Here is a 25,098-nt window from a genome sequence, read left to right on the forward strand (position 1 = left end):
GGTCGCCGCGCGTCACGTCACGCGAATGCCCTCGCGGTCTTCGAGGGCGCTGATGGCGGTGGCGGTGAGGCTGTGGGTGATGTGGCCTCGCATCAGCTGGGCGGCTTCGGCGGCACGGCCGTCCACGATCAGGGAGACAAGTTGGTGGTGTTCCTGTAGGTCCCTGGTGCGGGGTTCGTCGCCGGGCGGGAGTTCGAGGCCGAGGCGCCGGTAGCGATCGGATTTGTCCCACAGGTCGTCCAGGAGACGGATGAGTACGTCGTTGTGGGAGGCCCGGTACAGCGCCTGGTGGAAGGCACGGTGGGCCGTGAGTGCCTCTTCCCCCCATTGGCGGGTGACGGGGAGGAGCTTGTCGACGGCGGCCTGCATGGTGGCGATGTCGTCGTCGGTGCGTCGCTGGGCGGCGAGTTCGGCGGCGGTGGGGTCCAGGGACAGGCGGACTTCGAAAAGCTGGCGGGCTTCGTTCGAGTTCATGACGGAGACGCGGACGTCGCGGTGGGTTTCGAGGGTGACGAGTCCTTCGCTGCTGAGGCGGCGGATGGCCTCGCGCAGGGGCGTGATGCTCATGTTGAGGGACTCGGCGAGGTCGTACTGGGCGAGCCGTGACCCGGCAGGGAGAGTGCCGGAGAGGATCCGATCGCGGAGTTCTGCGTAGGCGAGGTCGCTCTTGCTGAAGAACAGGTTCTGCCCTGCCATAGCCCCCTGACCGTTCCCTTCCGGAGGTTCCCCACCCCTTGACATCCCGCATCGGACCGGCCCAGTCTAACAGGCGTCGCATCTTATAAGATATTAGAGAGGCTCCGCGGTGAAGATCACCAACGTCTACGAGGGCGTCGTTCCGATCAGCTCCTCGATCCGCAACGCCTGGATCGACTTCAGCTCCATGGACTGCTCGATCGTGGCGATCGAGAGCGACGCCATCCGGGACGGCAAGCCCGTGGTCGGCTACGGCTTCAACTCCAACGGCCGCTACAGCGCCGGAGAGATCCTGCGTCGCCGGGTCCTGCCCCGCCTCCTCAAGGCCGAGCCCGACAGCCTGCTCGACGAGCGGGGCGGCCTGGACCACGCCAAGGCGTGGGACGTGATGATGAACAACGAGAAGCCCGGCGGGCACGGCGAGCGCTCGGTGGCGGTCGGTGTGGTGGACATGGCCCTGTTCGACCTGGCCTCCAAGATCGAGGGCAAGCCGCTGTACCGGTATCTGTCCGAGCGCTACGGCGACGGGCAGCCCGACGACTCCGTCTTCGTCTACGCCGCCGGCGGCTACTACGCCCCCGGCAAGACCCTCACCGACCTTCAGGACGAGATGCGCGGCTTCCTCGACCTGGGCTACGACGTCGTCAAGATGAAGATCGGCGGCGCCGACCTGGCGGAGGACCTGCGCCGTATCGAGGCCGTCATCGACGTCCTGGACGGTGACGGCTCCCGGCTGGCCGTCGACGTCAACGGCCGCTTCGACCTCAACACGGCCCTGGAGTACGGCCGGGCCATCGAGCCCTACGGGCTGTTCTGGTACGAGGAGATCGGCGATCCGCTCGACTACCACCTCAACGCCACCGTCGCCGAGCACTACACCGGCCCCATCGCTACCGGCGAGAACCTCTTCTCCCTCCAGGACGCCCGAAACCTGATCCGCTACGGCGGCCTGCGCCCCGACCGCGACACCATCCAGGTCGACCCCGCGCTCTCTTACGGTCTGGTGGAGTACCTGCGCATCCAGGACATGCTCCGCCAGCACGGCTGGTCGTCTCGGCGCTGCATCCCGCACGGCGGGCACCAGTTCTCCCTGCACATCGCCGCCGCCCTCAAGCTCGGCGGCAACGAGTCCTACCCGGGCGAGTTCCAGCCCACCGGCGGCTTCGCCGACGACGCCGTCGTCGAGAAGAGCCGCGTCGGCCTGACCGAGGCCCCCGGCATCGGCTTCGAGAGCAAAGCCGCCTTCTACAAGGTGCTGCGCGCCCTGCACAGCTGACCGCCACCCCACCGCGGACGCGCGAGCCGCGTCGCGTCCCCCGCGACCCCCACGGGACAGGGCTACACACGATCGTCGTGCAAGGGAGCACCAACGATGACAAGCACCACCACCGCCGGCCGCCCGCAGCGGTCACGGCTGAGCCGTCTCATACGGGAGCTGTGGTTCCAGGTCGTAGTGGCCGCCGTCCTCGGCATCGCCGTCGGCATCCTCGCGCCCGGGCTGGGTGAGGACCTGAAGCCGCTCAACGACTGGTTCATCGCGCTGGTCAAGATGATCGTGATCCCGGTCGTCTTCTGCGTGGTCACCACCGGCATCGCCTCCATGGACAACCTGCGCAAGGCGGGCCGGATCGGTGTGAAGGCGATCGGCTACTTCCTGGTGCTGTCCCTGGTGTCCATGCTGATCGGGCTGGTCGTCGCCAACATCTTCCAGCCCGGCTCCGGCCTGCACGTCGACCCCTCGTCACTGAACGCCGATGACGTGCCCGAGACCGCCACTGAGCACGCCACCTTCACCGGCTTCGTCTCGTCCCTCATCCCCGCCTCCCTGCTGGGTGCGATCACCGGGGATGCGATCTTGTCCGCGCTGATGGTCTCGATCGTCTTCGGTGTGGCCCTGAACATGGCCGGCGAGGAAGGGGCACCGCTGACCCGCGGCATCAAGGCGCTGTCGGAAGTCGTCTTCCGCATCGTGGGCTGGGTGATGCGGCTCGCGCCCTTGGGTACCTTCGGCGCCCTGGCCACCGTGGTCGCTACGTACGGCGCCGAGAGCCTCAAACAACTCGGCTACCTCATCATCCTGTTCACCGCAACCTGCATCGTCTACGTCCTGGTCGTCCTCGGCGCCATCATGCGGGCCTGCCGCCTGAGCCTGTTCGGCCTCATCCGCTTCCTCAAGGCCGAACTGCTCGTCGCCCTCAGCACCTGTTCCAGCGAGGCCGTCCTGCCCCAGCTGGTACGCAAACTGGAGATCCTCGGCATCGGCCGGCCCGTGGTCGGCATCGTCATCCCCTCCGGGTTCTCCTTCAACCTGGACGGCTCCGCGGTCTACCTCACGATGGCCTCCCTCTTCCTGGCCCAGGCCATGGGCATCGACCTGTCCTGGCAGCAGCAGCTGATCATGGTCGGCATCATGATGCTCACCAGCAAGGGCACCGCCGGGATTGCGGGCGGCGGGTTCATCGTCCTCGCCAGCACCGTCAGCGCGGTCGGCCACATCCCGCTCGCCGCCCTCTCCCTGATCGTCGGCATCGACCGCATCCTCAACGAGGGCCGCGTCTTCATCAACGTCCTCGGCAACGCCGTCGCCGCCATCGTGATCGGCAAGTGGGAGAACGACTTCGACACCGAACAGGCCCGCAAGATCCTGCACTCCCGCACCACCACGCCGCCGCAGGGCGAGTTGGACACCGCCAAGGTCGGCGCGGGCAAGTAGCCGTGCCCGTCGAGCGCAGTCACCCCTCGACGGCATATCGACGGAGTGCCTGGGCCCAAGGCAGGGCACATCCGAGCCTCCTTCCATGGCTGCGCGTTCGCCCAGCGACCGGGTCTCAGCACCGAGGTAAGGCAGGGGAAGGGGCGCGCCTTGCGGATTGTCTCTGACCAGGCACCCCACATCCCCGAAGGCGTCCGCTGGTCAGACATGGTGCGAAGCGCTCCGCTATGTCACTTGAGCGGGCAATGCGACGTACCCACGTCCGACCAGGATCGGCCTGGCGGATGTGCGCGTGTGCGGCTGACCGACGGGCTTGGGCCCCAGAGCGGCTGGACTGTTCAATTCCCGGTGTCAGAAGGGGAAACCAGTGTGGCCACGTCCAGGGCCCGCCTCGGATGCCGCGACGCCGAAGCGACACCGGATCCGCTGAATGGGGCCACTCCACCATGCAGAGACCGCCGATCCATGGATAAACCATCCTCTCCCGCCCCTGCGCGGGCGCCCCTACGGTCGAGGCTGCGGGTGCTCACCGGCCCGCCGTACCGAAGGAGCAAGCCCCCCATGAAGATGACCGGCAACACGATCCTGATCACCGGCGGAACCTCGGGCATCGGCCTCGGCCTGGCCCTGCGCCTGCACGAGGCCGGCAACAGGGTGGTCGTCGCCGGCCGGCGCAAGGAACTCCTCGACGAGATCACGGTCGAGCACCCGGGCATCGACGGGCTCGTCCTCGACGTCACGGACCCCGACTCGATCGCCCGGGCCCGCGAGAGCGTGGCGGCGAGCCACCCGGGGCTGAACGTCCTGGTCAACAACGCCGGCATCATGCTGCGGGAGAACCTCCTCGACCCGGCGGAACTCAAGGTCGCCGAGGGTCACGTCACGGTCAACCTGCTCGGCACGATCCGGATGACGTACGCCTTCCTGCCCTTGCTCGCAGGCAAGGACGACGCGGTCGTCATGAACGTCACCTCCGCGCTGGCCTTCGTCCCGTACCCGAGCACGCCGACCTACAGCGCGACCAAGGCCGCGCTGCACTCCTTCTCCGAGAGTCTGCGCGTCCAGCTCGCCGGTGCCGACGTCGGTGTCCAGGTGATCGAGGTGGTCCCGCCAGGCGTGCGCACGACCCTGCTGGGCCAGCAGGACAACGACCACGCCATGCCGTTGGACGACTTCCTCACCCAGGCCCTCGACCTGCTGAGAGAGAAGCCCGACGCGAAGGAGCTTGTCGTCGAGGGCGCCAGGTTCATCCGCGACGCGGAGGCCAACGGCTCCTACGACAACGTCCTCGCCATGATCGCCGGCAGCTGATCGACCTGTAGTGACCGACGCGGCACAACGGCACGCAGGCAGGTCCTGTCGGGTCAGATCATGGACGAACGCGAACTGGACCGCCTCGGGGAGGGCCTCACCGAAGACGCGGAACGGCAGGGGAAGCGTCTTCGGCGTCGCCCCGGTCGTCGCACGGGAGGCGCCCCGGCTCCGTCCTGAACGCCGACGGGCACGCGAACGCCCGTCCGACCTGGCGCACATTGTCGTGTCGGCCAGGCCGGGCGACGAGGCTCGGGCGTCGTCGACGGGGGATCGTCGCCGCAGGCCGTCTTCCATGTCGGCGGCCTGCGGCGTACTGCCGACGGTCAGCGAATTTCCCAGCAGGTCATGCAGGTCGAGGGACCGTCGGGTCGTCCCGCCGCGAGCGCTCTCGGCGTCGGCCTCATGAGCGGCTTCGCGCGGGTGGGAGAGGAGTGCTCAGCCATGGATCGGTGGTCTCTGGATAGCCGGCCGGGATACGGCGAGGATGGGAGCATGGACAAGAAGGAACTGGCGGAATTCCTGCGCCACCGGCGTGAGGCGTTGCGGCCCCGAGACGTCGGGCTGGTCGAGGGGCCGCGCAGGCGTACCCAGGGGCTGCGCCGCGAGGAGGTCGCGCAGCTCGCCGGCATGTCCACCGACTACTACGCCCGGCTGGAACAGCAACGTGCTCCGCAGCCCTCCGTGCAGATCACCACGGCTCTCGCCCGGGCACTGCGGCTGACCCTGGACGAACGCGACCATCTCTTCGTCCTCATCGGCCACAACGCCCCGGCCCGCTTCCACCGCTCCGAACATGTCAGCCCGCCGCTGATGCGGGTCGTGGACCGCCTGGACGACTCCCCGGCCCTGGTGCAGACCGACCTGCTCGACACCCTCGCGATGAACCCCTTGGCCGTGGCGCTGCTCGGCGACCAGACCCGGCACACCGGTCTTGCCCGCAGCGGCTACTACCGCTGGTTCATGGATCCGGCCGAGCGTCTGATGGTTCCCGAGGAGACCCGCGAACGCCACGGCCGTGCCCAGGCAGCGCGCCTGCGGGCCGCGCTTACAGCGGGCAGCGACACCCCCCGAGCCGCCCGGATCCTCGCCGAACTCCAGGAGCACAGCCCCGAGTTCGTCCGCATGTGGGGACTTCAGGAGGTCGCCCAACGCTACGACGACTGCAAGACCATCCTCCATCCCGAACTCGGCCGCATCGACGTCGACGCCCAGCTCCTGTTCACCGAGAACCGCGCCCAGACCCTGGTGGTGCTGACCACTCGCCCCGGCACGGAGAGTCACAGCAAACTCGAACTGCTCTCCGTCATAGGGCACCAGCAGCTCACCCCCTGACGTCCTGGGCCGGGAGACGGGTCAGGGCTCGGCGCAGGAGGGGCCGAACAAGTTGGAGACCTGTGTCCCGAACTCGGTCAGGGGCGCTGGTGATACCACCCACTTCCGCACGGCTCTTGCTCTGCGCGCTGCGGCCAGACAGGTGGGCCCCTGTGCTGTCCGGGCGCCGTGGCCGGGCCGCCGATTTGACCGGATGCCGCCTCCGTTTTACTCTCGAATGCATACGGAGGCAGCATCCGTTTCGATGTGGCTGCAGGATCAGGACAGGCAGGAGGGCGCATGAGCGCCGGTGAACAGCGGGGACGCAAGCCCCGCGCGGACGTCCAGCGCAACCGCGCTGCCCTCCTGGAGACCGCGCAGCGTCACTTCCTGCAGCACGGGGTCGGCACCTCCCTCGAGGCGGTGGCCAAGGAGGCGGGCGTCGGGCCCGGCACCCTGTACCGGCACTTCCCCACCCGGGAGGCACTGCTGGCGGCCGTGCTGCAGACACGCTCCGAGGAGCTGGTGGCCCGCCAGGCGGACATCGAGCAGCTCGACGACCCCGCCGAGGCGCTGGAGCAGTGGCTGCGGGCGATGGAGGAGTACTTCAGCGCCTACAGCGGTCTTCCGGAACCGCTCATGGCCGCGGCCCGGGCGCAGGAGCCGGACAGTCCGCTCACGATTCCCTGCGACACCCTCATCACCGCCACCGATCAGTACGTGCTGGCCGCGCAGCGCGCGGGGCGCGTGCGTGCGTCGGTGCGGGGGTACGACCTGTTCCTCGCGGCTTGTTCCATCGCCTGGATCAAAGGCAACGGCACCGAGGAGGAGTCGCTCGACCGGCTCCGCACGCTCATCGCGAGCGGTTACCGCCATCAGGACACCCAGGCGTAAACCGCCAGGCGCCCCGCTCCGACCCCCGCCAGGCCAGGCGGCACCCACCACACAGCGATCACATCGAACTGCCCTCAGGGGCAGTACAACCTCTCAAGGAGCAAATCATGAAAATTACTGTCATAGGCGCCGGTGCCATCGGCGGGAATCTTGCCGCCAAGCTCAGCACGGCCGGTCACGACGTCCAGGTCGCCGACGCCCGCGGCCCCGAGGCCGTGCAGGCCGAGGTGCTGGAGTCCGGGGCCCGCGCGGTGGCCCTGGAGGAGTCGGTCCAGGGCAGGGACGTGATCGTCCTGTCGATCCCGTTCGGGGTGGCGGGGCAGCTGGCGGACCTGTTCGCGTCAGTGCCCGACGAGACGGTGGTCATCGACACCTCGAACTACTACCCGGGCCTCCTCAGCGGGCAGATCGAGGCGGTGGACAACGGTCAGGTAGAGAGCGTGTACACCGCCGAGCAGCTCGGCCGTCCCGTCGTCAAGGCGTGGAACGCCGCGCTGGCCGAGACCCAGCGCACCCGGGGCGTCCCGGCGGGGACCCCCGGCCGCCTCGCCATTCCGGTCGCCGGCGACTTTGACGAGGCGCGGAAGGTGGCCATGAGTCTGGTGGACGACACGGGCTTCGACCCGTACGACGCGGGCGTGCTGGCCGACTCCTGGCGGCAGCAGCCGATGGGCCCTGCGTACTGCACCGAGCTCACCCTCGACGAGCTCCCCGCCGCCTTGGCCGCGGCCGATCCGGTCAAGGACAGGGCCGTCCGCGACAGCATGATGGAGCGCAGGGCCGCTCTCCCGGCCGACCCCACCGTCGACGACGTCGTCGAGATGAACCGCGCCGCCCACCGCTGACCCGCCCGACGCGGCTCTCGTGCGCGCAACGGCACGAGGGCGGCGGCGTCGGCACGCCACGAACACGCAAGACGAACACGAAGAGCGCACAGTCCTCCGCGCTGCGGCCCGCAGCCTCGGCACGCCGCTGCCTGCGAGTATCCGCAAGCCTGCCGGCATCCGCAGGGCGCATCCCGCGCCCGGCCCTTACGCCGGCCGCCTCCTTGCACGGCCTGCCGCCCAACTGCGCTGCGCCGCGGCCGCCGTGGCGGTGACTACGCGCCACAGAGCCATGAGAGGAAACCGCCTTGCCCGGCACCGCATCACCCTTCACCGACCTCGCACGCTCCCGACGCTCTCCCCGGCGGTTCCTGCCCACCGCCCTGTCCCCATCGGACATCCGCGGCGTGCTGGAAGATGCACAGACTGCCCCCTCCAACAGCAACACCCAGCCGTGGACGGTGCACGTCGTCTCGGGTACGGCGCGGGACGCCCTGGCCAAAGAGCTGCTCCAGGCCGAGGAGGAAGGGCGGACCTCCCCGGATTTCACCGACGGCTACGGCGAGGGCATCTACCTCGACCGGTCGAAGGCCCTGGGCGCGAGTGTCTACCGGTCCCGGGGCGTCGAACGCTCGGACCGGCACGGCAGGAGGGTGGTGGTCCGCGAGAACCTGGAGTTCTACGGCGCCCCCCATGCCGCCTTCCTGTTCATGCCGGCGCTCGGCGACGGGGTACGGACGGCCGGTGACATCGGCATGTACGCGCAGAACTTCCTGCTCTCGCTGGCGGCCCGGGGGCTGGCCGGCATCCCGCAGACCGTACTCGGCGTCTACGCCGACACCGTCCGCGAGTTCCTGGGCGTCCCCGCGGAGCTCAAACTGCTGTTCGGCATCTCCTTCGGCATGGCTGACCCGGCGGCACCGGTGAACACGCTCCGCACGGAGCGGGTTCCGCTGCAGCAGAGCGTGGTCCTGCACGACACCCCCAGCATCCTCGACGCGTAAGAGCCCGCTGCGCTCGTCACCGGCAGGAAGAGAAGACCCACCAGCATGTCATTCACCGTCTCAGCCGCCGAACCACTCCAATCTCCCGTGGGCGTCGGCATCATCGGGCTGAGCGCGCGCGGCGGCTGGGCCGCCCGCGCCCATGTGCCGGCCCTGGAAGCGCTGAAGGGAAAGTTCGAACTGCGCGCGCTGAGCGCCAGCAGCGCCGAGTCCGCCAGGGCCGCCGGGCAGACGTACGGCATCCCACTGGCCTTCGGCAGCGCTGAGGAACTGGTGCGTCGCGACGAAGTGGACTTGGTGGTGGTGACCGTGAAGGTCCCCCACCACCGCAGGCTCGTCGAGGGGGCACTGCACGCGGGCAAGAACGTCCTGTGCGAGTGGCCCCTGGCCAACGGCCTTGCAGAAGCGGAGGAGTTGGCGGGGCTCGCCGCCCGTGCGGGCGTCCGCGGCTTCGTGGGCCTCCAGGCCCGCGCCAGCTCTGCCCTGCGGTATACGCGCGACTTGGTCGCCGAGGGCTACGTCGGCGAGGTGCTGTCCACCAGCATGATCGCCTCCGGCGGTGCCTGGGGACCCACGTTCTCCTCCGGCAGCGAGTACCTGCTCGACCGGGACAACGGGGCCACCATGCTCACCATCCCCTTCGGACACACCATCGACGCGCTGTCAACGGTCCTTGGTGAGTTCACCGAGACCACCGCCACCACGGCGGTCCGCCGCCCCCGCGTCACCAACGCCGAGACCGGCGAGAGCACGACCATGACGACGGCCGACCAGGTCGTGGTCACGGGAGTCCTGGAGACCGGGGCCGTCGCCTCCGTCCACTACCGCGGAGGCTCCTCCCGCGGGACGAACTTCCACTGGGAGATCAACGGAACCGACGGCGATCTCATCGTCACCGCGCCCAGCGGGCACCTGCAGCTGGCACCCGTCACCCTGCACGGCGCCCGCGGCAACGACGCCCGACTCACCGCACTCGCCGTCCCTGACACCTACGAACGGGTCCCCTCCATTGCAGGCCGCTCCGACGAACCCGGCTACGCCCTGGCCCACGCGTACGCCGACCTCCACGATGACTTGACCGAGGGGACCCGCACCGCACCCGACTTCGGGCACGCCGTACGCCGCCACCGCCTCCTCGACAGCATCGAACGCGCCGCAACCACCGGCGAACGCATCCGACTCGCCCCCTGACGCGGGCCGTTCATCAGAAGGAGGCGGAAGGGATCTGCCGACGTGACCGGATGATGAGCGGGTTCCGCTGCAGCGGAGCGTGGTCCTGCATGACACTCCCGGAGTCCTCGACAGGCCGTAGTTCCTCCGCCCGCAGGAACCATCCGGCGCCTGGGCCCGGGCAGGCACTTGGCCGGCCCGGGCCCGGCGCACGCACGACTTTTGACAATTCGGAGGGTGCCTCCGTATTCTCGGGAAGGTAAGCGGAGGCATTCTCCGTTTTTCAGCGCGTGGTCTGGAGAAGCAACCGTGACAAGCCGACAGATGGTCCTGGGCATGCAGTACAGCGGCGGTTACGGGGCCGCGCCCGGGGCCTGGCGGCTGCCGGGTGCGAACCTGAAGAGCTACACGGACATGGATCATTGACTGAGCGGCAGCCGAAGGGCTCCGGCGCGACCGGGATGCTGCGTTCGGCGCGGCTCGTCGCCGGACTCGTGGCGACCGGCCGGTGCGCCGCGATGGACACTGCCTGCGGCCTGGGGCGAGTGTGAGCTGTGGCACGTGAACTGGTGCTCGGTGTCGACGCGGGCCATACCGTGACCAAGGCCGTGTTGTTCGACGCCACCGGCCGAGCGGTGGCGCGCGGCAGCGGCACAGTGCCCCTGAAGACCCCTCGACCTTATTGGGTGGAGAGGGATATGGACGAGGTGTGGCGGACCGCGTTGCAGGCCATCGCCGCCTGTCTCGCCGAGGTGGGACCGGACGCGGGGCGAGCCGTCGCCGCGGTGGGACTGGCCGGGCACGGCGACGGCCTGTACGCCGTCGACGAGTTCGCCCGGCCGGTGCGCGCCGGGATCGTGGCGATGGACACGCGCGCCGAACCCATGCTGGTGGAGTGGCGGGGCACTCCGGTCTGGTCGCGCGCCCTGGAGGTGTCGGGCACGGTGCCGTTCGCTGGTTCCCCGGCCGCCCTGCTGGCCTGGCTCGCCCGCCACGAGGCGGGAGTGCTTCGGCAGGCCCGGTGGCTTCTGTCCTGCAAGGACTGGCTGCGCCTGAGACTGACAGGCGCGGTGGTCACCGATCCCACGGACGCCAGTGCCTCGTTCACCGACATGCGCCGCGGCGGATACTCGCCGGAGCTGCTCGACCTGTACGGCCTCGGCGCGCTCGCCCGCCTGCTGCCGCCCGTGCTGCCCTGCGACGCGGTGAGCGGAACCGTCACCCGTGAGGCCGCGGCGCTCACCGGGCTCACCGCCGGCACGCCCGTTGTCACGGGTGCCCATGACGTCGATGCCGCCGCGCTCGGGATCGGCGGCACGACGCCGGGCGAACTGTGCCTGATCGCCGGGTCGTTCAGCATCAACCAGGTGGTCAGCGAGCGCCCGGTCGTCGATCCGCGCTGGCAGGTCCGTCACTTCGTCCGCCCGGGCCAGTGGATGACCATGTCCACCTCACCCGCGTCGGTGGCGAACCTGGAATGGTTCCTGCGGGTCACCGGTGCACCGACCGACCAGCGGTACGGCGTCCATGAGGCGATCGGCCGCGAGGTCGAGGCATGCCTGGACGGTCCGTCGGAGGTGCTGTTCCATCCGTTCGTCTACGGCTCCCCGCACCCGCATCCCGCGTCCGGGACGTTCCTCGGACTGCGCGGCTGGCACGGCCGCGGCCACCTGCTGCGGGCCCTGATGGAAGGCGTGGTCCTCAACCACCGCTGGCATGTCGACGCGCTCCGCTCGAAGCTGCCGATCACCGGGGCTGCGGCCAGGCTGACCGGCGGGGCGGCACACAGTGCGCTATGGAGCCAGATGTTCGCCGACGCCCTACGGCGGCCGGTCGTGGTGACCGACGTGCAGGAGAGTGCTGCCCGGGGAGCGGCGCTGCTCGCCGCCACAGCCGTCGGACTGCTCGACGACGTGACGGACCCGCGCGCCACCCCCCACGTACTCAGGCGCCACGAACCCCGCCCCGACCGGGTCGCCGTACTCGACGAGGCGTATGCGGTGTACCGAGAGGCGTTGGAGGCTCTCGGACCGGTCTGGGCTCGCCTGGACGCGCGCGAGGCTCCGGAGTGAGCGCCGGGCGAGCCGACGACATGAGGGAGCGACGGGCATCCAGGCATGGCCACTGCCTCTACACGGGGGTCGTCACGCCGTCGTAGCGGTACGGCGGCTGGGCACCGGCGCGGGTGCAGGTGTCGGCAGCGATCTCCACGGCGTACGACAGCAGCCGGGCAAGCTCGCCGGCGCCAAGGTGGTCGACGCCTTCGCGGCTGAGTCGGCCAGATGGGCGAGCACTGCGGCGGTGAAGGCATCGCCCGCTCCGACAGTGTCGGCTACCCGGACCGCCGGGGCCGGCGCATGGACACGGGCGTCGCGGCCGGCGGCCCAGGCGCCCCGGGAGCCGAACGTGATCAGGACGTGTTCCTGCCCCGGACGCGAGCCGGCGTTCGGCCACCCCCTCATACGACTCACCGGGGTGGAGCCAGGCCAGGTCCTCGTCGCTCGCCTTCACCATGTCGGCGAGCGCCACCCACTCGGCGAACCGCCGGTGACAGGCGGCGCGGTCGGTGACCAGGCCCGGCCGCACGTTCGGGTCGAGGGACACCAGCCGCCGGCCCGCCTCCCGGCGAATCAGTCCGTCGAGCGTGGAGGCCAGGGGTTCGAGCAGCAGACCCAGCGACCCGACGTGCAGGGCCGTCCCCGCGGGCAGCGTGCCGCCGTCCGGGAGAGCGGCGAGGTGTTCAGGGCGCAGGCCGCGGTCGGCGGTGCCGTTCGCGTGGAAGGGGTAGGCGGCCGACCCGTCCTCGCGCAGATGCACGGCGGCGAGAGTGGTGGGGTCGAAGGCCGGCAGCGCATGGGTGAGCCGGGTGCCGGAGGCCGCGAGGTGCGCGCGCAGGAGATCGCCGAAGTGGTCGTCGGAGATGCGCGCGAGCAGTGCCGTGGGGACTCGGAGTCGGCCGGGGCCGGCGGCGATGTTGAGGCACGAGCCTCCCGGGCGTGGCTGGAACGCCGCGGCAACGTCGGCCGTGCGGGCGGTGGTGAGGTCCACCAGCGCGTCTCCGGCGACGACGACGGCAGGCTGGTCTGCGGGTTCCGGTCTGCTGCCACCGCTTGACGATAAGTCTGAAAAGAATTTCTCGCAAGATGTGTTAACAACGGCGCAGTGTCCTGCTAATAATTCGGCCATCGAAACGCGCCCGACTCCGCAAGGACGCATCCACACCCCTGCTTGACCCGCCGCGCCTCAGTCGAGGTCCCGGCGAACCCGTACGAGAGGCCCCCCGTCACATGGCATCGACCAGATACGCCCTCATAGCCGGCGCCGCCGCCACCGCCCTGCTCGCCACCGCCTGTTCCGGAGCCGGAGCCGGCGGGTCCTCGGGCGGCGGCAAGAGCATCAACGTGTTGATGGTCGGCAATCCGCAGATGGAGGACATCGCGAAGCTGACGAAGAGCACGTTCACGAAGGACACCGGCATCAAGGTCAACTTCACGGTCCTGCCCGAGAACGAGCTGCGCGACAAGGTCACCCAGGACATCGCCACCCAGGCCGGCCAGTACGACGTCGCCACCATCGGCGCCTACGAGGTGCCGATCTGGACCAAGAACGGCTGGCTGCACGAGCTCGGCTCCTACGCCGACAAGGACAAGGGCTTCGACAAGGCCGACCTGCTCAAGCCGATGGTGCAGTCGTTGTCCGGCTCGGACGGCAAGCTCTACGCCCTGCCGTTCTACGGCGAGTCCTCGATGCTCATGTACAACAAGGACGTCATGAAGGCGAAGGGCATCACGGTGCCCGAGCACCCGACCTGGCAGCAGGTCGCCGACATCGCGGCCAAGGTCGACGGCGCCGAGCCCGGCATGAAGGGCATCTGCCTGCGCGGCCTGGCCGGCTGGGGCGAGCTGGGTGCGCCGCTGACGTCCATGGTCAACACCTTCGGCGGCACCTGGTTCACCAAGGAATGGAAGGCGCAGGTCAACACCGGCGGCTTCAGGGAGGCCACGAAGTTCTACGTCGACCTGGTCCGCAAGCACGGTGAGGCCGGCGCCCCGCAGGCCGGGTTCACCGAGTGCCTGAACGCGCTGAGCCAGAAGAAGGTCGCGATGTGGTACGACGCGACCAGCGCGGCCGGATCGCTGGAGGACCCCGCCTCCAGCAAGATCGCCGGCAACGTCGGCTACGCCTACGCACCGACCGCCAAGACGGACAGCAGCGGCTGGCTGTGGGCCTGGTCGTGGGCCATGCCCAAGACCACGAAGAACGCCGACGCCGCCTCGAAGTTCATGCTGTGGGCCTCCAGCAAGAAGTACGAGAACCTCGTCGGCGAGAAGCTCGGCTGGGCGCGCGTTCCGGCCGGCAAGCGGGCCAGCACCTACGACATCCCGCAGTACAAGAAGGCCGCCGGTTCGTTCGGTGACATCACCCTGAAGTCCATCGACCAGGCCGACCCGGCCGACCCCGGTGTCCAGCCGAGGCCGACCGTGGGCATCCAGTACGTGGCCATCCCCGAGTTCCAGGACCTGGGCACCAAGGTCACCCAGGAGATCTCCGCCGCCATCGCCGGCAAGACCAGCGTGGACAAGGCGCTCAACGACGGCCAGAAGCTGGCCGAGGAAGTCGCCAAGAACTACCAGAAGTGACCTTCAGTGCCCGGCCGGCCTCGGCGTCGGCCGGGCGCCGCTTCCCCGCTCCCGGCCTTCACCGGCAGAGGAACCATTCATGACCACGCTCACCGCACCCCCCAAGACAGCACCCCCGCCCGTCCGTCCCCGGAAGTCCTCGGGCGCGGCGGCCAAGTGGAAGCGCCGCGTCCCGCTACTGCCGGCGCTTATCTTCACCATCGTCGTCACGCAGCTGCCCTTCGTGGCCACGTTGATCATCTCCACGTTCCAGTGGAACATTCTCAGGCCGGGCGACCGGCACTTCGTCGGTCTGTCCAACTTCTCGTTCGTCTTCACCGACGAGCGGCTGCGCACGGCCGTGCTCAACACCGTCGTGCTCACCGCGTCGGTGGTGATCATCAGTGTGATCCTCGGACTCGGTCTGGCGATGCTCCTCGACCGCCGCTTCGCCGGCCGCGGGCTGGCGCGCACGCTGCTCATCGCCCCGTTCCTGGTCATGCCGGTCGCGGCGGCGTTGCTGTGGAAGCACGCCATCTACAACCCCGACTACGGACTGCTCAACGGCACCCTCAGCGCCGTCTACCGGTTGTTCGGCGCGGACAACGGCCCCACGGTGGACTGGATCTCCTCCTACCCGATGCCCGCCGTCGTGGTGTCGCTGGTCTGGCAGTGGACCCCGTTCATGATGCTGATCCTCCTGGCCGGCCTGCAGGCGCAGCCCGGTGACGTTCTGGAGGCGGCACGCATGGACGGCGCCTCCGCGCTGCAGACCTTCCGCCACATCACGCTGCCGCACCTGCGCCAGTACATCGAACTGGGCGTTCTGCTCGGCACGATCTACGTCGTGCAGACCTTCGACGCGGTCTTCACCATCACCCAGGGCGGGCCCGGTTCCCAGACCACCAACCTGCCCTACGAGATCTACCTGACCATGTTCCGCAAGTACGAGTACGGCGAGGCAGCCGCCGCCGGTGTCGTCGTCGTCCTCGGCGCGTTCGTGATCGCGACCTTCGCGCTGCGCACCATCGCGTCGCTGTTCCGCGAGGAGGTATCCCGATGACCACCGCTCACGCAGTAGTCGCCACGCCCGGGGCGAAGTTCACAAAGCTCTTCCGCCGCAGGGAGGGCCGGGGCGGTGAGCCCCGGCTCTCTCCCCTGTGGACCTTCGTCGCCTGGCTCGCCACCCTGGCGTTCTTCGCGCCGGTGGCCTGGATGGCCCTCACCTCCTTCCACCAGGAGGCCGACGCGGCCACCAATCCGCCTACCCCCTTCGCCGCCGTCACCTTCGACCAGTACAAACTCCTCTTCAGCCGGGACATCACCCCCTTCCTCCTCAACTCGGCCATGGCCAGCATCCTTTCCACGATCCTGGTCCTCGCCCTGGCGGTACCGGCGGCCTACGCCCTGTCCATCAAGCCGGTCGAGAAGTGGACCGACGTGATGTTCTTCTTCCTGTCCACCAAGTTCCTCCCGGCCGTCGCCGCCCTGCTGCCGGTGTACCTGATCGTCAAGGACGCCGGGATGCTGGACAACGTGTGGACGCTGGTCATCCTCTACACCGCCATGAACCTGCCGATCGCGGTATGGATGATGCGCTCCTTCCTCGCCGAGGTCCCCAAGGAGATCCTGGAAGCGGCCGAGGTCGACGGCGCGGGCCTGCTCACCGTCCTGTGGCGGGTCGTCGCACCCGTCGCCATGCCCGGACTCGCCGCCACCTCGCTGATCTGCTTCATCTTCAGCTGGAACGAGTTCATGTTCGCCGTGAACCTCACCGCCACGCAGGCGTCCACCGCGCCGGTGTTCCTGGTCGGCTTCATCACCAACGAGGGCCTGTTCCTCGCCCGGCTGTGCGCGGCGGCCACCCTGGTCTCGCTGCCCGTCCTCATCGCCGGTTTCGCCGCCCAGGACAAGCTCGTCCGCGGCCTCTCCCTGGGAGCCGTCAAGTGAAGGCAGCCGTCATCACCCAGCCCGGCAGCGTCGAGATCGCCACGGTCGATGACCCCGCTCCCGGCCCGCGCGAGGTCGTCGTCGAGGTCGCGGCCACCGGGCTGTGCGGCACAGATCTGCACATCCTCCAGGGGGAGTTCGCCCCGAAACTGCCCATCATCCCCGGCCACGAGTTCGCCGGGGAGGTCGTGGGCCGCGGCAGCGAGGTCACCGAACTCGCGCTCGGCGACCAGGTCGCCGTGGACCCGTCGCTTTACTGCTTCGAGTGCCACTACTGCCGCCTCGGCCACAACAACCTCTGCGAACGCTGGGCCGCCATCGGCGTCACCCACCCGGGCGCCGCCGCCGAGTACGCCGTGGCGCCCGCCGCCAACTGCGTACGACTGCCCGACCACGTGGACGCCCAGGACGCGGCCCTGATCGAGCCGCTGTCCTGCGCGGTGCGCGGCTACGACGTCCTGCGCAGCCGACTCGCCTCCCGCGTGCTCGTCTACGGCGCCGGAACCATGGGCCTGATGATGCTCCAGCTCGCCAAAGCCACCGGCGCCGCGAGCGTCGACGTCGTCGACATCAACGCCGAACGCCTGGCCACGGCATGGCAACCGGGCTGCACCGCCGGTTCCGCGTCCGCCGACGAGCTCGACCGGCCGCCCTACCGCTGGGATCTGGTCGTCGACGCCACCGGCAACGCGAAAGCCATCCAGGACGCCCTCGGCCGGGTGGGCAAAGGCGGTACGTACCTGCAGTTCGGGGTCGCCGACCACGCCACCCGGGCCACCATCGAGCCGTACCGGATCTACCACCAGGAGATCACGATCACCGGCTCCATGGCGGTCCTGCACAGCTTCGAACGCGCCGCGGACCTCTTCGCCACCGGTGTCATCGACCCGCGCGTCTTCATCAGTGACCGCCTTCCCCTGGCGGCGTTCCCGGACGCAGTCGCCCGCTTCCAGGCAGGCATCGGCCGCAAGATCCAGATCCAGCCCGGCCTCGCCACCGCGTGAACGCCCGAACCGAACGGAACCCCCACATGACCGAGCAGATCCGCCGCGTTCTCGTCCGCTCCCTCGACGACATCACCCTCGAGGAGGTGCCCGCCCCCGTCCCCGGGGACGACGAACTCCTGGTGCGTACCACCGTCGTCGGCGTGTGCGGCTCCGACACCCATGCGGCGGCCGGCCACCACCCCTTCATCGACCTGCCCTACCGCCCCGGCCACGAGGCGGTCGGTGCAGTCGCCGCGGCAGGGAAGGGAGCCGAGGACTTCACGCCCGGAGACCGGGTGATCATCGAGCCCAACCTGTACTGCGGCCGATGCCCCCAGTGCCGCTCCGGCCGCTACAACATCTGCCAGGAGTTGAAGGTGTTCGGCTGCCAGACGCCCGGCGCCATGGCCGACCTGTTCACCATCGCGGCCGACCGCGTCCACCGCGTTCCCGACGGCATGACCGACATCGAGGCCGCCCTCGTCGAACCCCTGGCCACCCCGGTGCATGCCGTGGCGAAGGCAGGTGACCTCACCGGACGGACGGTCGTCGTGCTCGGAGCCGGGCCGATCGGTCTGCTCGTCCTCGCCGCCGCCCGGCACGCCGGTGCCGCGAGGATCGCTGTCACCGACCTGCTGCCGGGCAAGAGGGACCGCGCCCTGCGTCTGGGAGCCGACACGGCCCTGCCCGCCGACGCCACCGACCTCGCCGACCAGGCACATGCGGCGCTCGGCGGACCGGCCGACGTGGTCTTCGACTGCGTGGCGCGCGAACAGTCCATTGCCCAGGCCACCGACCTGGTCACCAAGGGCGGCACGATCATCGTCGTCGGCGTCGGCGCCGCCGGCACCACCCCGGTCCGCCTTGACCTGGTCCAGGACCGGGAGATCCGCATCGAGGGCACGCTGATGTACACCGGCGACGACTACCGCACCGCGATGTCCCTGATCTCGTCCGGCGCCGTCGACACCGCCGAGATCGTCACCGCCACCTACCCGCTGGAGGACGCCGCCAAGGCTTTCGCCGCATCCGTCGACCCCGAACAGGTCAAGGTGCTGGTCACGGTGGACGGACCGTAGCCCACGGCCCCACGCAGACAGGGATTGCAGACATGGACGCGGACACGCACGTCGTACGGAGCAGCCGTCGCACGGACGGCCCGAGGGCCGCGAGCCGGACGGACCCCGCCCCGCACCGGCCCGTGTGGGAAACTGCGACACCGGAGCGACCGGGAAGGAGGGGCGCCGTGACCGCCCGTACGCGACTGTCACAGGCGGCCGTCGAGGAACGGCGCCAGGCCGTGCTGCGGTACGTCGCCGACCATGGCGAGACCCGCATCGACGACCTCGCCCGGCACTTCGACGTCAGTCTGATGACGATGCACCGGGACCTGGACGATCTCGCCGGGCGGCATCTGCTGCGCAAGGAGCGCGGGCGGGCCGTCGCGTTCCCCGCGCTCACCATGGAGACGGCCACCCGTTTCCGGGAGAACAGCGCCCTCGCGGCCAAGAACGCGCTCTGCGCAGCCGTCGCCGACCGGATCGGAGCGGGCAGCACCGTGCTCATGGAGGACTCGACCACCCTGTTCCCCCTGGTCCCGGCGCTGGCGGAGGTGGATCAGCTGCACGTCGTCACCAACTCGGTCGGCCTGGCACAGCGGCTCGGGTCCGCCGCCCCCGGGGTGAACGTCACCCTGCTGGGCGGCCACTACCGCGGCGACTTCAACTCCTGCACCGGCCCCACCGTCACCCGGTCCCTGTCCCGGATCCGGGCCGACCTCGCCCTGATGTCCGCCACCGCCGTCCTGGAAGGGCGCCTCTTCCACCCCCTGAACGACTACGTCGAGGTCAAGCTGGCCATGCTCGCCTCCGCCGATCAGGCGCTGCTCCTGGTGGACCACTCGAAGTTCGGCAAGACCGCCACGTACGAGTACGGCACTGTTGCCGACTACCACACCGTCATCACCGACACCGCCACCCCCGACGCGGAACTCGCGGCCATACGCGACCTCGGAGTCCCCGTCGAGACGGTCGAACCCGAAGAGCCTTCCCCGTGACCCGCACCCTGTTCGAAACGCCGAGCGCCTACCGCCCCAGCGACGCCGAGATGGCCGCGCCGGTGCCCCCGGTCCAGGCCGTCCTGTTCGACTTCAGCAACACGCTCTTCCAGATGATCGACCTGGAGACGTGGCTGCGTCGGGTCGGCTCCGCCGCCGGCCGCCTCGCCGTGCTGGACGAGCCCGGCGCAGTGGCCAAAATTTCGGAGCAGTTGCGCGCCGCCTTCCGGCTGCCCTGCGTCGTAGCCCTCCAGGAAGGCCGTGATCTCTCTTCCGCACAGCACCGCCGCGCCATGTGGGGATGGTGGGAGCAGGTGGACTTCCTGCGCGGCGCGGAGGAGGCGGCCTACCGGGAGCTCACCGCTCCGGACGCCTGGGTTCCCTATCCCGACACCGAACCGGTCCTGCGTGCCCTGCACCAGCGCGGAATGCGCGTCGGCATCGTCAGCGACTTCGCCTGGGACCTGCGCACCCACCTCGCCCACCACGGGCTGGACGCCTTGATCGACACCTGCGTGATCTCCTACGAGCAGGGCCGGGAAAAGCCCGACCCACAGCTGTTCCTCAAAGCCTGCGCCGGCCTCGGCGTCGACCCCCGCGCCACCCTGATGGTCGGCGACAACCCGGTCCGCGACGGCGGCGCGGCCGCCTGCGGACTGCGCACCTACATCCTGCCGGCGGAACACCGCACGGGAGAGCGCGGCCTGATGGACGTGCAGCGGCTCGTGATGTGACCGTGGTGGTCCACGGGCGTACGGGAATCCGCCCCGACGAATCGTTTGACGCCGTCGATGAAGGCGTGGCGTATCGCCCCCTCGCGGGGGACCCCGAGCAGTAGTACGGGCCGTGGAGCAGCCTCCGTAAGGTGTGCCAGGAACCTGCCTGTCGCGCGGGGCCGGGCTTCGGGTAGCCGCGTGGCCGCGGGATGCCAGCGCTCGCACCCGCCTGACAGCCCCTTCCAGCCGCCTTCATGGCGGCGGCCCGTCGCGGTCAGCTGTGGGGTGAGGAGGCCGGCAGGTCCTGGTCGGCGGCCCAGGAGGAGAGGATGCGCAGCCGTTCGTGGGTGGCGGAGCCGGGTGCGGCGGTCCAGACGGTGAGGTGCTGGTCGGGGTCGGTGTTGGCGGTGAGGGTGTCCCAGTCCAGGACGAGCTCGCCGACGACCGGATGGTTGAGAGTCTTCGTGCCCACGGTGCGGGCGGCAACATGGTGATCGCTCCACCAGCGGGCGAACTGCTTGTCGCGCAGGGACAGTTCACCGACCAGCTCGATCAGGCGCGGGTCCTCCGGATACTTCGCGGCCTCCATGCGCAGCTGGGCCACGGAGATCTGCGCGGAAGTCTCCCAGTCCGCGTACAGGGTGCGCATCGCCGGGTCGGTGAACTGGATCCGCGGGTAGTTGCGGTGCTTTTCCGGGATGCGGGAGAAGTCGGTGACCAGGGCGGCGGCCAGTGCGTTCCAGGCGAGGATGTCGCCGCGTCGGCCCTGCACGACGGCGGGGGTGGCGGTGAGGTCGTCCAGGACCCGTTGCAGCTGTGGCTGGACCTTCTGCCGGCTGCGGCGCCGGGTGCGGGTGGTGGTCTTTCCGGCGAGCTGGAAGAGGTAGCCCCGCTCGTCGTCGTCCAGCTGGAGCACCCGGGCGAGGACGTCCAGCACGGGCGCCGACGCCTGCATACGGCCCTGTTCCAGGCGGGTGTAGTAGTCGGTGCTGATGCTGGCGAGCTGGGCGACCTCCTCGCGGCGCAGCCCTGCCACCCGCCGGGGCCTGTCGCTTTCGGGCAGCCCGACGGCGCGCGGGCTCAGCTCCGATCGGCGCTTCTTGAGGAATTCCCCCAGCTCATTGAGGGGGATGTTGGCGGTCATGCTTCCCAGCATGACACCGATTCCACCCGGGAAAGGGGGGACAATTCACTCCCAGGATGTTCCCCTCCCGGGATGATTTTCTCCGCTTTTCGCACCTGCCCCCGCGTGTGAGGCTCGACATCGAGCAGCCGATCCTGAACCCGGCTGCGCGCTCACCGATCCTCGCACCGAAGGAAGCACCCCCATGCGCGGAGCAGTCATTCACGCCCCCGGCGACGTGCGCTTCGAGAACCTCGACGACCCGAAGATCATCGAGCCGACCGACGCGGTGATCCGCACGGTCTCCACCTGTGTGTGCGGATCGGACCTGTGGCCCTACCGCGGCGCGGAACCCATCGGCGACCCCCACCCGATGGGCCACGAGTACGTCGGCATCGTCGAGGAGGTGGGCAGCGAGGTCGCCAACGTCAGGCCGGGCCAGTTCGTGGTCGGTTCGTTCGCCACCTCGGACAACACCTGCGTGAACTGTCGTGGTGGCTGGCAGTCCTCCTGTCTGCGCCGCGAGTTCATGAGCACCTGCCAGGCCGAGTACGTGCGCATACCCAACGCCCACGGCACCCTGGTCCCCACGGACAAGCACCCGGACGCCGAGATGGTGCCGAGCCTGCTCGCCGTCTCGGACGTGATGGGCACCGGCTGGTACGCCGCCCTCGCCGCCGAGGTGAAGCCCGGCTCGACGGCCGTGGTGGTCGGCGACGGAGCGGTCGGACTGTGCGGTGTCATCGCCGCGAAGGAACTGGGTGCGGAGCGGATCATCGCCATGTCCCGGCACGGCTCCCGGCAGAAGCTCGCCCTGGAGTTCGGCGCCACCGACATCGTGGCCGAGCGCGGCGACGAAGGCATCGCCCGCGTCAAGGACCTCACCGGCGGCATCGGCGCCGACAGCGTGCTGGAGTGCGTCGGCACCGCGGATGCGATGCGACAGGCCCTGCTTTCCACCCGCCCTGGCGGCAACGTCGGCTTCGTCGGCGTCCCGCACGAGGTGGCCGTAGACGGCCAGGAACTCTTCTTCTCCCACGTCGGCCTGCGCGGCGGCCCCGCTCCCGTGCGCCGTTTCCTGCCCGACCTGATCGACCGCGTGCTGACCGGCCGCATCGACCCGGGCAAGGTCTTCGACCTCACCCTGCCCCTGGACCAGGTCGCCGAGGGTTACCAGGCGATGGACGCACGCCGCGCCATCAAGGCCCTCCTCAAGCCCTGATCCCCAGCCCGGTGACCGGATGCCCGTGCCGAGCGCCACAGAAATGAGACAAGAAATGCCTGCAGCAGACAACTACATCTTCGACCTGGACGAGAACGTCACCCGGAACCCGGTGTCGTACGAGAACAGGTACGGAATCACCATCTCCGCAGACCTCTACCAGCCGAAGGACCTCGACGCCTCCCAGGAACACCCCGCGATCATCGTCGGCCCACCGTACGGCGGCGTGAAGGAGCAGGGGCCGGGCATCTACGCCCAGAACCTGGCCCGGCGCGGTTACGTGGCGCTCGCCTTCGACCCCTCCTTCAACGGCTACAGCGGCGGCGATCCGCGACACGTCTCCTCCGCCGACGTCTTCACCGAGGACTTCCATGCGGCCGTCGACTACCTGGGCACACGTGACTTCGTGAACCGGGACCGCATCGGCGTCGTCGGCATGTGCGGCAGCGGCGGCTTCGCGCTCAGCGCGGCCCAGGTCGACCGGCGCATCAGGGCGGTTGCCACGGTCGTCATGTACGACATCGCCCGCATCGCCTCGGAGGGCTGGCAGGGCTCTCTCACCTCGGAGGAGCGAGGTGCCGTGCTCGACGCGATCGCCGAGCAGCGGTACGCGGACTTCGAGGCCCACGCCCCCGCCCTGACCCCGCGCGGCGCGCCGATCGGGTTCGACGAGAACACCAACCCGGTCGGCCGGGAGTTCGGTGAGTTCTACTCCACTCCTCGGGGCTACCACCCGAACTCCATCACCCAGTTCACGCTGACGAGCGGCATGTCGTTGATGAACTTTCCGCTGCTGTCGAAGATCGAGTGGATCTCGCCGCGGCCCATCCTGTTCGTTATCGGCGAGAACGCCCACTCGCGGTACTTCAGCGAGGACGCCTACGAACTTGCGGCCGAGCCCAAGGAGTTCCACGTGGTCCCGAACGCCGGCCACGTCGATCTTTACGACAGGTCGGACCTGATCCCGTTCGACAAGCTGGAGGAGTTCTTCAGCAAGAACCTGGCCTGATCGCACGCAGCCGCGCATCGCGTACAGCCGGGCCGGACGGCGCCGGGCGCACATGGTCAACGGCCCTCGGCGCCCTCTCGCCCCGCACCCACACCGTCGGGCCGCATCACCGGCAGCGCGGATGTGGGTGGGAGCCACCGCCTCACACCAGGAACGAGAAATCCCATGACGACCTTCGGGCTCATCGGCGCCGGCCCCGGTCTCGGGCTGGCCACCGCCCGTCGCTTCGGCGTCGCCGGCCACGCCGTCGCCCTCATCGCACGCAACGCCGAGCGCCTGGAGGAGATGACCGCCGAGCTGGCCCACGACGACATCCGGGCCCGCGGCTTCACCGCCGACGTGCTCGACATCGAGTCCCTGACCACGGCCCTGCACGCCGCAGGGACCGCCCTGGGGCCCATCGAGATCCTCCAGTACAGCCCCGTGCCCCAGGCCCACTTCATGAAGCCGGTCCTCGACACCAGCGCCGACGACCTCGACGCCCCGCTCGCCTTCTCCGTCAAGGGCCCCGTCACCGCGGTGCACGCCGTCCTGCCCGGCATGCGCGAACTCGGCCGCGGCACCCTGCTGTTCGTCAACGGCTCAAGCGCCGTACGTCCCAACCCGAGGGTCGCCGGCACCTCGATCGCCTTCGCCGCCGAGAGCGCCTACGCCCGCATGCTCCACGACGCGCTCGCCCCGGAGAACATCCACGCCGCCCAGCTGATCATCCCCGGAGCCATCCGGCCCGACGCCGAGCACAGCAGCCCCGACGCCCTGGCCCAGCGCCTGTACGGCATCCACACCAAGCGGGACGGCTTCCGCCACTACTCCGAGCCTCTGCCCGACTAGCCACAGGACGACCCCGTGAATCCCGCCCCCTTTCGCGCTCTCGCCCGCGTGGTCCCGGCCGCCGCCCTGCTGCTGGTCATGACCGCCTGCACCGACGATTCCCCGCCCTCCGCCGCCTCCTCCTCCTCCGTACCCGCGTCGCCGCAGGCTTCGACGGCCCCGGCAGCCACCACACCGACCGGCAGGACAACCGCGATGAACATCCGGCTCACCCTCGACGGCCACCCCGTGGCCGCCACCCTGAACGGCGGCCCCACCGCTCGCGACTTCGCCGCCCAGCTCCCCCTGACCCTCTCCCTGCGCGACCTCAACCAGGCTGAGAAGATCGCCGATCTGCCCCGGAAGCTGTCGACCTCCGGCGCCCCGGAAGGCGCCGATCCCGAGGTAGGTGACCTGGCGTACTACGCCCCCTGGAACCAGCTCGCCACCTACTACCGCGACGCCCCGTACGCGACCGGCCTGGTCATACTCGGGCACATGGCCGACGGCGGCGCCGAGCGGCTCGCCACCGCCGACGAGGTCACCATCGAAGCCGCGCCCTGACCCGCCCCACCGCTCGCCCGTGCACGAAGGGGGGAGGAGATCCTCCCCTTTTCGTCCGGTTCACTGCATGGAACCGTCGAAGACGCGGCCGCGCCGTCCACTGTCCGCCGCGACGGC

At 69.6% G+C, this 25,098-nt stretch carries 23 protein-coding genes and 1 pseudogene; 20 read left to right on the top strand and 4 right to left on the bottom strand.

The features are described 5' to 3' along the window. Positions 1-12: 12 nt before the first annotated feature. Positions 13-696: a GntR family transcriptional regulator gene (locus ABZ027_RS00285; RefSeq protein WP_356762721.1), complete on the bottom strand. Its 684-nt coding sequence runs from the start codon at positions 694-696 to the stop codon at positions 13-15. A 109-nt stretch (positions 697-805) separates the two neighbouring features. Here ABZ027_RS00285 and ABZ027_RS00290 point away from each other — a divergent pair, with 109 nt between their 5' ends. The 9 genes from ABZ027_RS00290 (at position 806) to ABZ027_RS00330 (ending at position 11,998) form a co-directional block, all read left to right on the top strand. Then, complete coding sequence (locus ABZ027_RS00290; protein ID WP_356762723.1) at positions 806-1,972, top strand: mandelate racemase/muconate lactonizing enzyme family protein; 1,167 nt, start codon at positions 806-808, stop codon at positions 1,970-1,972. A 96-nt stretch (positions 1,973-2,068) separates the two neighbouring features. Next, positions 2,069-3,409, top strand: coding sequence for a cation:dicarboxylase symporter family transporter (locus ABZ027_RS00295; RefSeq protein ID WP_356762725.1), 1,341 nt, complete (start codon positions 2,069-2,071; stop codon positions 3,407-3,409). Between the two features lie 561 nt (positions 3,410-3,970). After that, the gene (locus tag ABZ027_RS00300) at positions 3,971-4,720 is read left to right on the top strand and encodes an SDR family NAD(P)-dependent oxidoreductase (RefSeq protein WP_356762727.1); all 750 of its coding nucleotides are present in this window, start codon (positions 3,971-3,973) and stop codon (positions 4,718-4,720) included. A gap of 495 nt (positions 4,721-5,215) precedes the next feature. Further along, on the top strand, positions 5,216-6,055 hold the full coding sequence (locus tag ABZ027_RS00305) for a helix-turn-helix transcriptional regulator (RefSeq protein WP_356762729.1): 840 nt from the start codon (positions 5,216-5,218) through the stop codon (positions 6,053-6,055). Between the two features lie 279 nt (positions 6,056-6,334). Next, positions 6,335-6,928: a TetR/AcrR family transcriptional regulator gene (locus ABZ027_RS00310; protein ID WP_356762731.1), complete on the top strand. Its 594-nt coding sequence runs from the start codon at positions 6,335-6,337 to the stop codon at positions 6,926-6,928. Positions 6,929-7,035: 107 nt separating this feature from the next. Continuing rightward, the gene (locus ABZ027_RS00315; RefSeq protein WP_356762732.1) at positions 7,036-7,773 is read left to right on the top strand and encodes an NAD(P)-binding domain-containing protein; all 738 of its coding nucleotides are present in this window, start codon (positions 7,036-7,038) and stop codon (positions 7,771-7,773) included. Positions 7,774-8,060: 287 nt separating this feature from the next. Next, complete coding sequence (locus tag ABZ027_RS00320) at positions 8,061-8,756, top strand: nitroreductase (RefSeq protein ID WP_356762734.1); 696 nt, start codon at positions 8,061-8,063, stop codon at positions 8,754-8,756. A gap of 45 nt (positions 8,757-8,801) precedes the next feature. Then, complete coding sequence (locus ABZ027_RS00325) at positions 8,802-9,947, top strand: Gfo/Idh/MocA family oxidoreductase (RefSeq protein WP_356762736.1); 1,146 nt, start codon at positions 8,802-8,804, stop codon at positions 9,945-9,947. 548 nt (positions 9,948-10,495) lie between these two features. Next, entirely contained in the window at positions 10,496-11,998 is a 1,503-nt protein-coding gene (locus tag ABZ027_RS00330) for an FGGY-family carbohydrate kinase (protein WP_356763413.1), read from the top strand. A 72-nt stretch (positions 11,999-12,070) separates the two neighbouring features. Here ABZ027_RS00330 and ABZ027_RS00335 read toward each other — a convergent pair whose 3' ends face one another. Together ABZ027_RS00335 and ABZ027_RS00340 are read right to left on the bottom strand one after the other, a co-directional pair. After that, on the bottom strand, positions 12,071-12,388 hold the full coding sequence (locus ABZ027_RS00335) for a PfkB family carbohydrate kinase (protein WP_356763415.1): 318 nt from the start codon (positions 12,386-12,388) through the stop codon (positions 12,071-12,073). Positions 12,389-12,416: 28 nt separating this feature from the next. Then, positions 12,417-13,142: pseudogene (locus ABZ027_RS00340) on the bottom strand (PfkB family carbohydrate kinase); the annotation flags it as partial. A 71-nt stretch (positions 13,143-13,213) separates the two neighbouring features. Between ABZ027_RS00340 and ABZ027_RS00345 the strand changes: the two are divergent. The 7 genes from ABZ027_RS00345 (at position 13,214) to ABZ027_RS00375 (ending at position 20,271) form a co-directional block, all read left to right on the top strand. Continuing rightward, entirely contained in the window at positions 13,214-14,566 is a 1,353-nt protein-coding gene (locus ABZ027_RS00345; RefSeq protein ID WP_356762738.1) for a sugar ABC transporter substrate-binding protein, read from the top strand. A 79-nt stretch (positions 14,567-14,645) separates the two neighbouring features. Beyond that, a complete protein-coding gene (locus tag ABZ027_RS00350; RefSeq protein ID WP_356762740.1) occupies positions 14,646-15,608 on the top strand; it encodes a sugar ABC transporter permease in 963 nt (320 codons plus the stop codon). Continuing rightward, the gene (locus ABZ027_RS00355) at positions 15,605-16,495 is read left to right on the top strand and encodes a carbohydrate ABC transporter permease (protein ID WP_356762742.1); all 891 of its coding nucleotides are present in this window, start codon (positions 15,605-15,607) and stop codon (positions 16,493-16,495) included. Before ABZ027_RS00350 ends, ABZ027_RS00355 begins: the two co-directional genes overlap by 4 nt. Continuing rightward, the gene (locus ABZ027_RS00360; RefSeq protein WP_356762744.1) at positions 16,492-17,499 is read left to right on the top strand and encodes a zinc-dependent alcohol dehydrogenase family protein; all 1,008 of its coding nucleotides are present in this window, start codon (positions 16,492-16,494) and stop codon (positions 17,497-17,499) included. Before ABZ027_RS00355 ends, ABZ027_RS00360 begins: the two co-directional genes overlap by 4 nt. A gap of 26 nt (positions 17,500-17,525) precedes the next feature. Further along, on the top strand, positions 17,526-18,560 hold the full coding sequence (locus tag ABZ027_RS00365; protein WP_356762746.1) for an alcohol dehydrogenase catalytic domain-containing protein: 1,035 nt from the start codon (positions 17,526-17,528) through the stop codon (positions 18,558-18,560). Between the two features lie 167 nt (positions 18,561-18,727). Continuing rightward, positions 18,728-19,537 (top strand): DeoR/GlpR family DNA-binding transcription regulator, encoded by an 810-nt coding sequence (locus tag ABZ027_RS00370; protein WP_356762748.1) that lies wholly within the window; start codon positions 18,728-18,730, stop codon positions 19,535-19,537. Then, positions 19,534-20,271 (top strand): HAD-IA family hydrolase, encoded by a 738-nt coding sequence (locus tag ABZ027_RS00375; protein ID WP_356762750.1) that lies wholly within the window; start codon positions 19,534-19,536, stop codon positions 20,269-20,271. Before ABZ027_RS00370 ends, ABZ027_RS00375 begins: the two co-directional genes overlap by 4 nt. Positions 20,272-20,527: 256 nt before the next feature. Here the strand turns inward: ABZ027_RS00375 and ABZ027_RS00380 are convergent, their stop codons facing one another. Further along, entirely contained in the window at positions 20,528-21,409 is an 882-nt protein-coding gene (locus ABZ027_RS00380) for a helix-turn-helix transcriptional regulator (RefSeq protein ID WP_356762752.1), read from the bottom strand. Positions 21,410-21,581: 172 nt separating this feature from the next. Here ABZ027_RS00380 and ABZ027_RS00385 point away from each other — a divergent pair, with 172 nt between their 5' ends. The 4 genes from ABZ027_RS00385 to ABZ027_RS00400 all read left to right on the top strand — a co-directional run bounded on the left by ABZ027_RS00385 (position 21,582) and on the right by ABZ027_RS00400 (position 24,981). Further along, positions 21,582-22,598: a zinc-dependent alcohol dehydrogenase family protein gene (locus tag ABZ027_RS00385; RefSeq protein WP_356762754.1), complete on the top strand. Its 1,017-nt coding sequence runs from the start codon at positions 21,582-21,584 to the stop codon at positions 22,596-22,598. Positions 22,599-22,653: 55 nt separating this feature from the next. Then, positions 22,654-23,607, top strand: a complete 954-nt coding sequence (locus ABZ027_RS00390; RefSeq protein WP_356762756.1) for an alpha/beta hydrolase — start codon at positions 22,654-22,656, stop codon at positions 23,605-23,607. 165 nt (positions 23,608-23,772) lie between these two features. After that, the gene (locus tag ABZ027_RS00395) at positions 23,773-24,438 is read left to right on the top strand and encodes an SDR family NAD(P)-dependent oxidoreductase (protein ID WP_356762758.1); all 666 of its coding nucleotides are present in this window, start codon (positions 23,773-23,775) and stop codon (positions 24,436-24,438) included. 15 nt (positions 24,439-24,453) lie between these two features. Next, a complete protein-coding gene (locus ABZ027_RS00400; RefSeq protein WP_356762760.1) occupies positions 24,454-24,981 on the top strand; it encodes a cyclophilin-like fold protein in 528 nt (175 codons plus the stop codon). Positions 24,982-25,098: the final 117 nt, after the last annotated feature.

It is taken from the genome of Streptomyces sp. NPDC006332 (genome assembly GCF_040612855.1).
Lineage (GTDB): Bacteria > Actinomycetota > Actinomycetes > Streptomycetales > Streptomycetaceae > Streptomyces.

Bases quoted from the DNA above. Each gene is read 5' to 3' on its own strand.
- ABZ027_RS00295 (WP_356762725.1), top strand. From the start codon at position 2,069: ATGACAAGCACCACCACCGCCGGCCGCCCGCAGCGGTCACGGCTGAGC.
- ABZ027_RS00385 (WP_356762754.1), top strand. From the start codon at position 21,582: ATGCGCGGAGCAGTCATTCACGCCCCCGGCGACGTGCGCTTCGAGAAC.
- ABZ027_RS00395 (WP_356762758.1), top strand. From the start codon at position 23,773: ATGACGACCTTCGGGCTCATCGGCGCCGGCCCCGGTCTCGGGCTGGCC.
- ABZ027_RS00350 (WP_356762740.1), top strand. From the start codon at position 14,646: ATGACCACGCTCACCGCACCCCCCAAGACAGCACCCCCGCCCGTCCGT.
- ABZ027_RS00325 (WP_356762736.1), top strand. From the start codon at position 8,802: ATGTCATTCACCGTCTCAGCCGCCGAACCACTCCAATCTCCCGTGGGC.
- ABZ027_RS00315 (WP_356762732.1), top strand. From the start codon at position 7,036: ATGAAAATTACTGTCATAGGCGCCGGTGCCATCGGCGGGAATCTTGCC.
- ABZ027_RS00355 (WP_356762742.1), top strand. From the start codon at position 15,605: ATGACCACCGCTCACGCAGTAGTCGCCACGCCCGGGGCGAAGTTCACA.
- ABZ027_RS00285 (WP_356762721.1), bottom strand. From the start codon at position 696: ATGGCAGGGCAGAACCTGTTCTTCAGCAAGAGCGACCTCGCCTACGCA.
- ABZ027_RS00335 (WP_356763415.1), bottom strand. From the start codon at position 12,388: ATGAGGGGGTGGCCGAACGCCGGCTCGCGTCCGGGGCAGGAACACGTC.
- ABZ027_RS00365 (WP_356762746.1), top strand. From the start codon at position 17,526: ATGACCGAGCAGATCCGCCGCGTTCTCGTCCGCTCCCTCGACGACATC.
- ABZ027_RS00390 (WP_356762756.1), top strand. From the start codon at position 22,654: ATGCCTGCAGCAGACAACTACATCTTCGACCTGGACGAGAACGTCACC.
- ABZ027_RS00345 (WP_356762738.1), top strand. From the start codon at position 13,214: ATGGCATCGACCAGATACGCCCTCATAGCCGGCGCCGCCGCCACCGCC.
- ABZ027_RS00300 (WP_356762727.1), top strand. From the start codon at position 3,971: ATGAAGATGACCGGCAACACGATCCTGATCACCGGCGGAACCTCGGGC.
- ABZ027_RS00305 (WP_356762729.1), top strand. From the start codon at position 5,216: ATGGACAAGAAGGAACTGGCGGAATTCCTGCGCCACCGGCGTGAGGCG.
- ABZ027_RS00310 (WP_356762731.1), top strand. From the start codon at position 6,335: ATGAGCGCCGGTGAACAGCGGGGACGCAAGCCCCGCGCGGACGTCCAG.
- ABZ027_RS00380 (WP_356762752.1), bottom strand. From the start codon at position 21,409: ATGCTGGGAAGCATGACCGCCAACATCCCCCTCAATGAGCTGGGGGAA.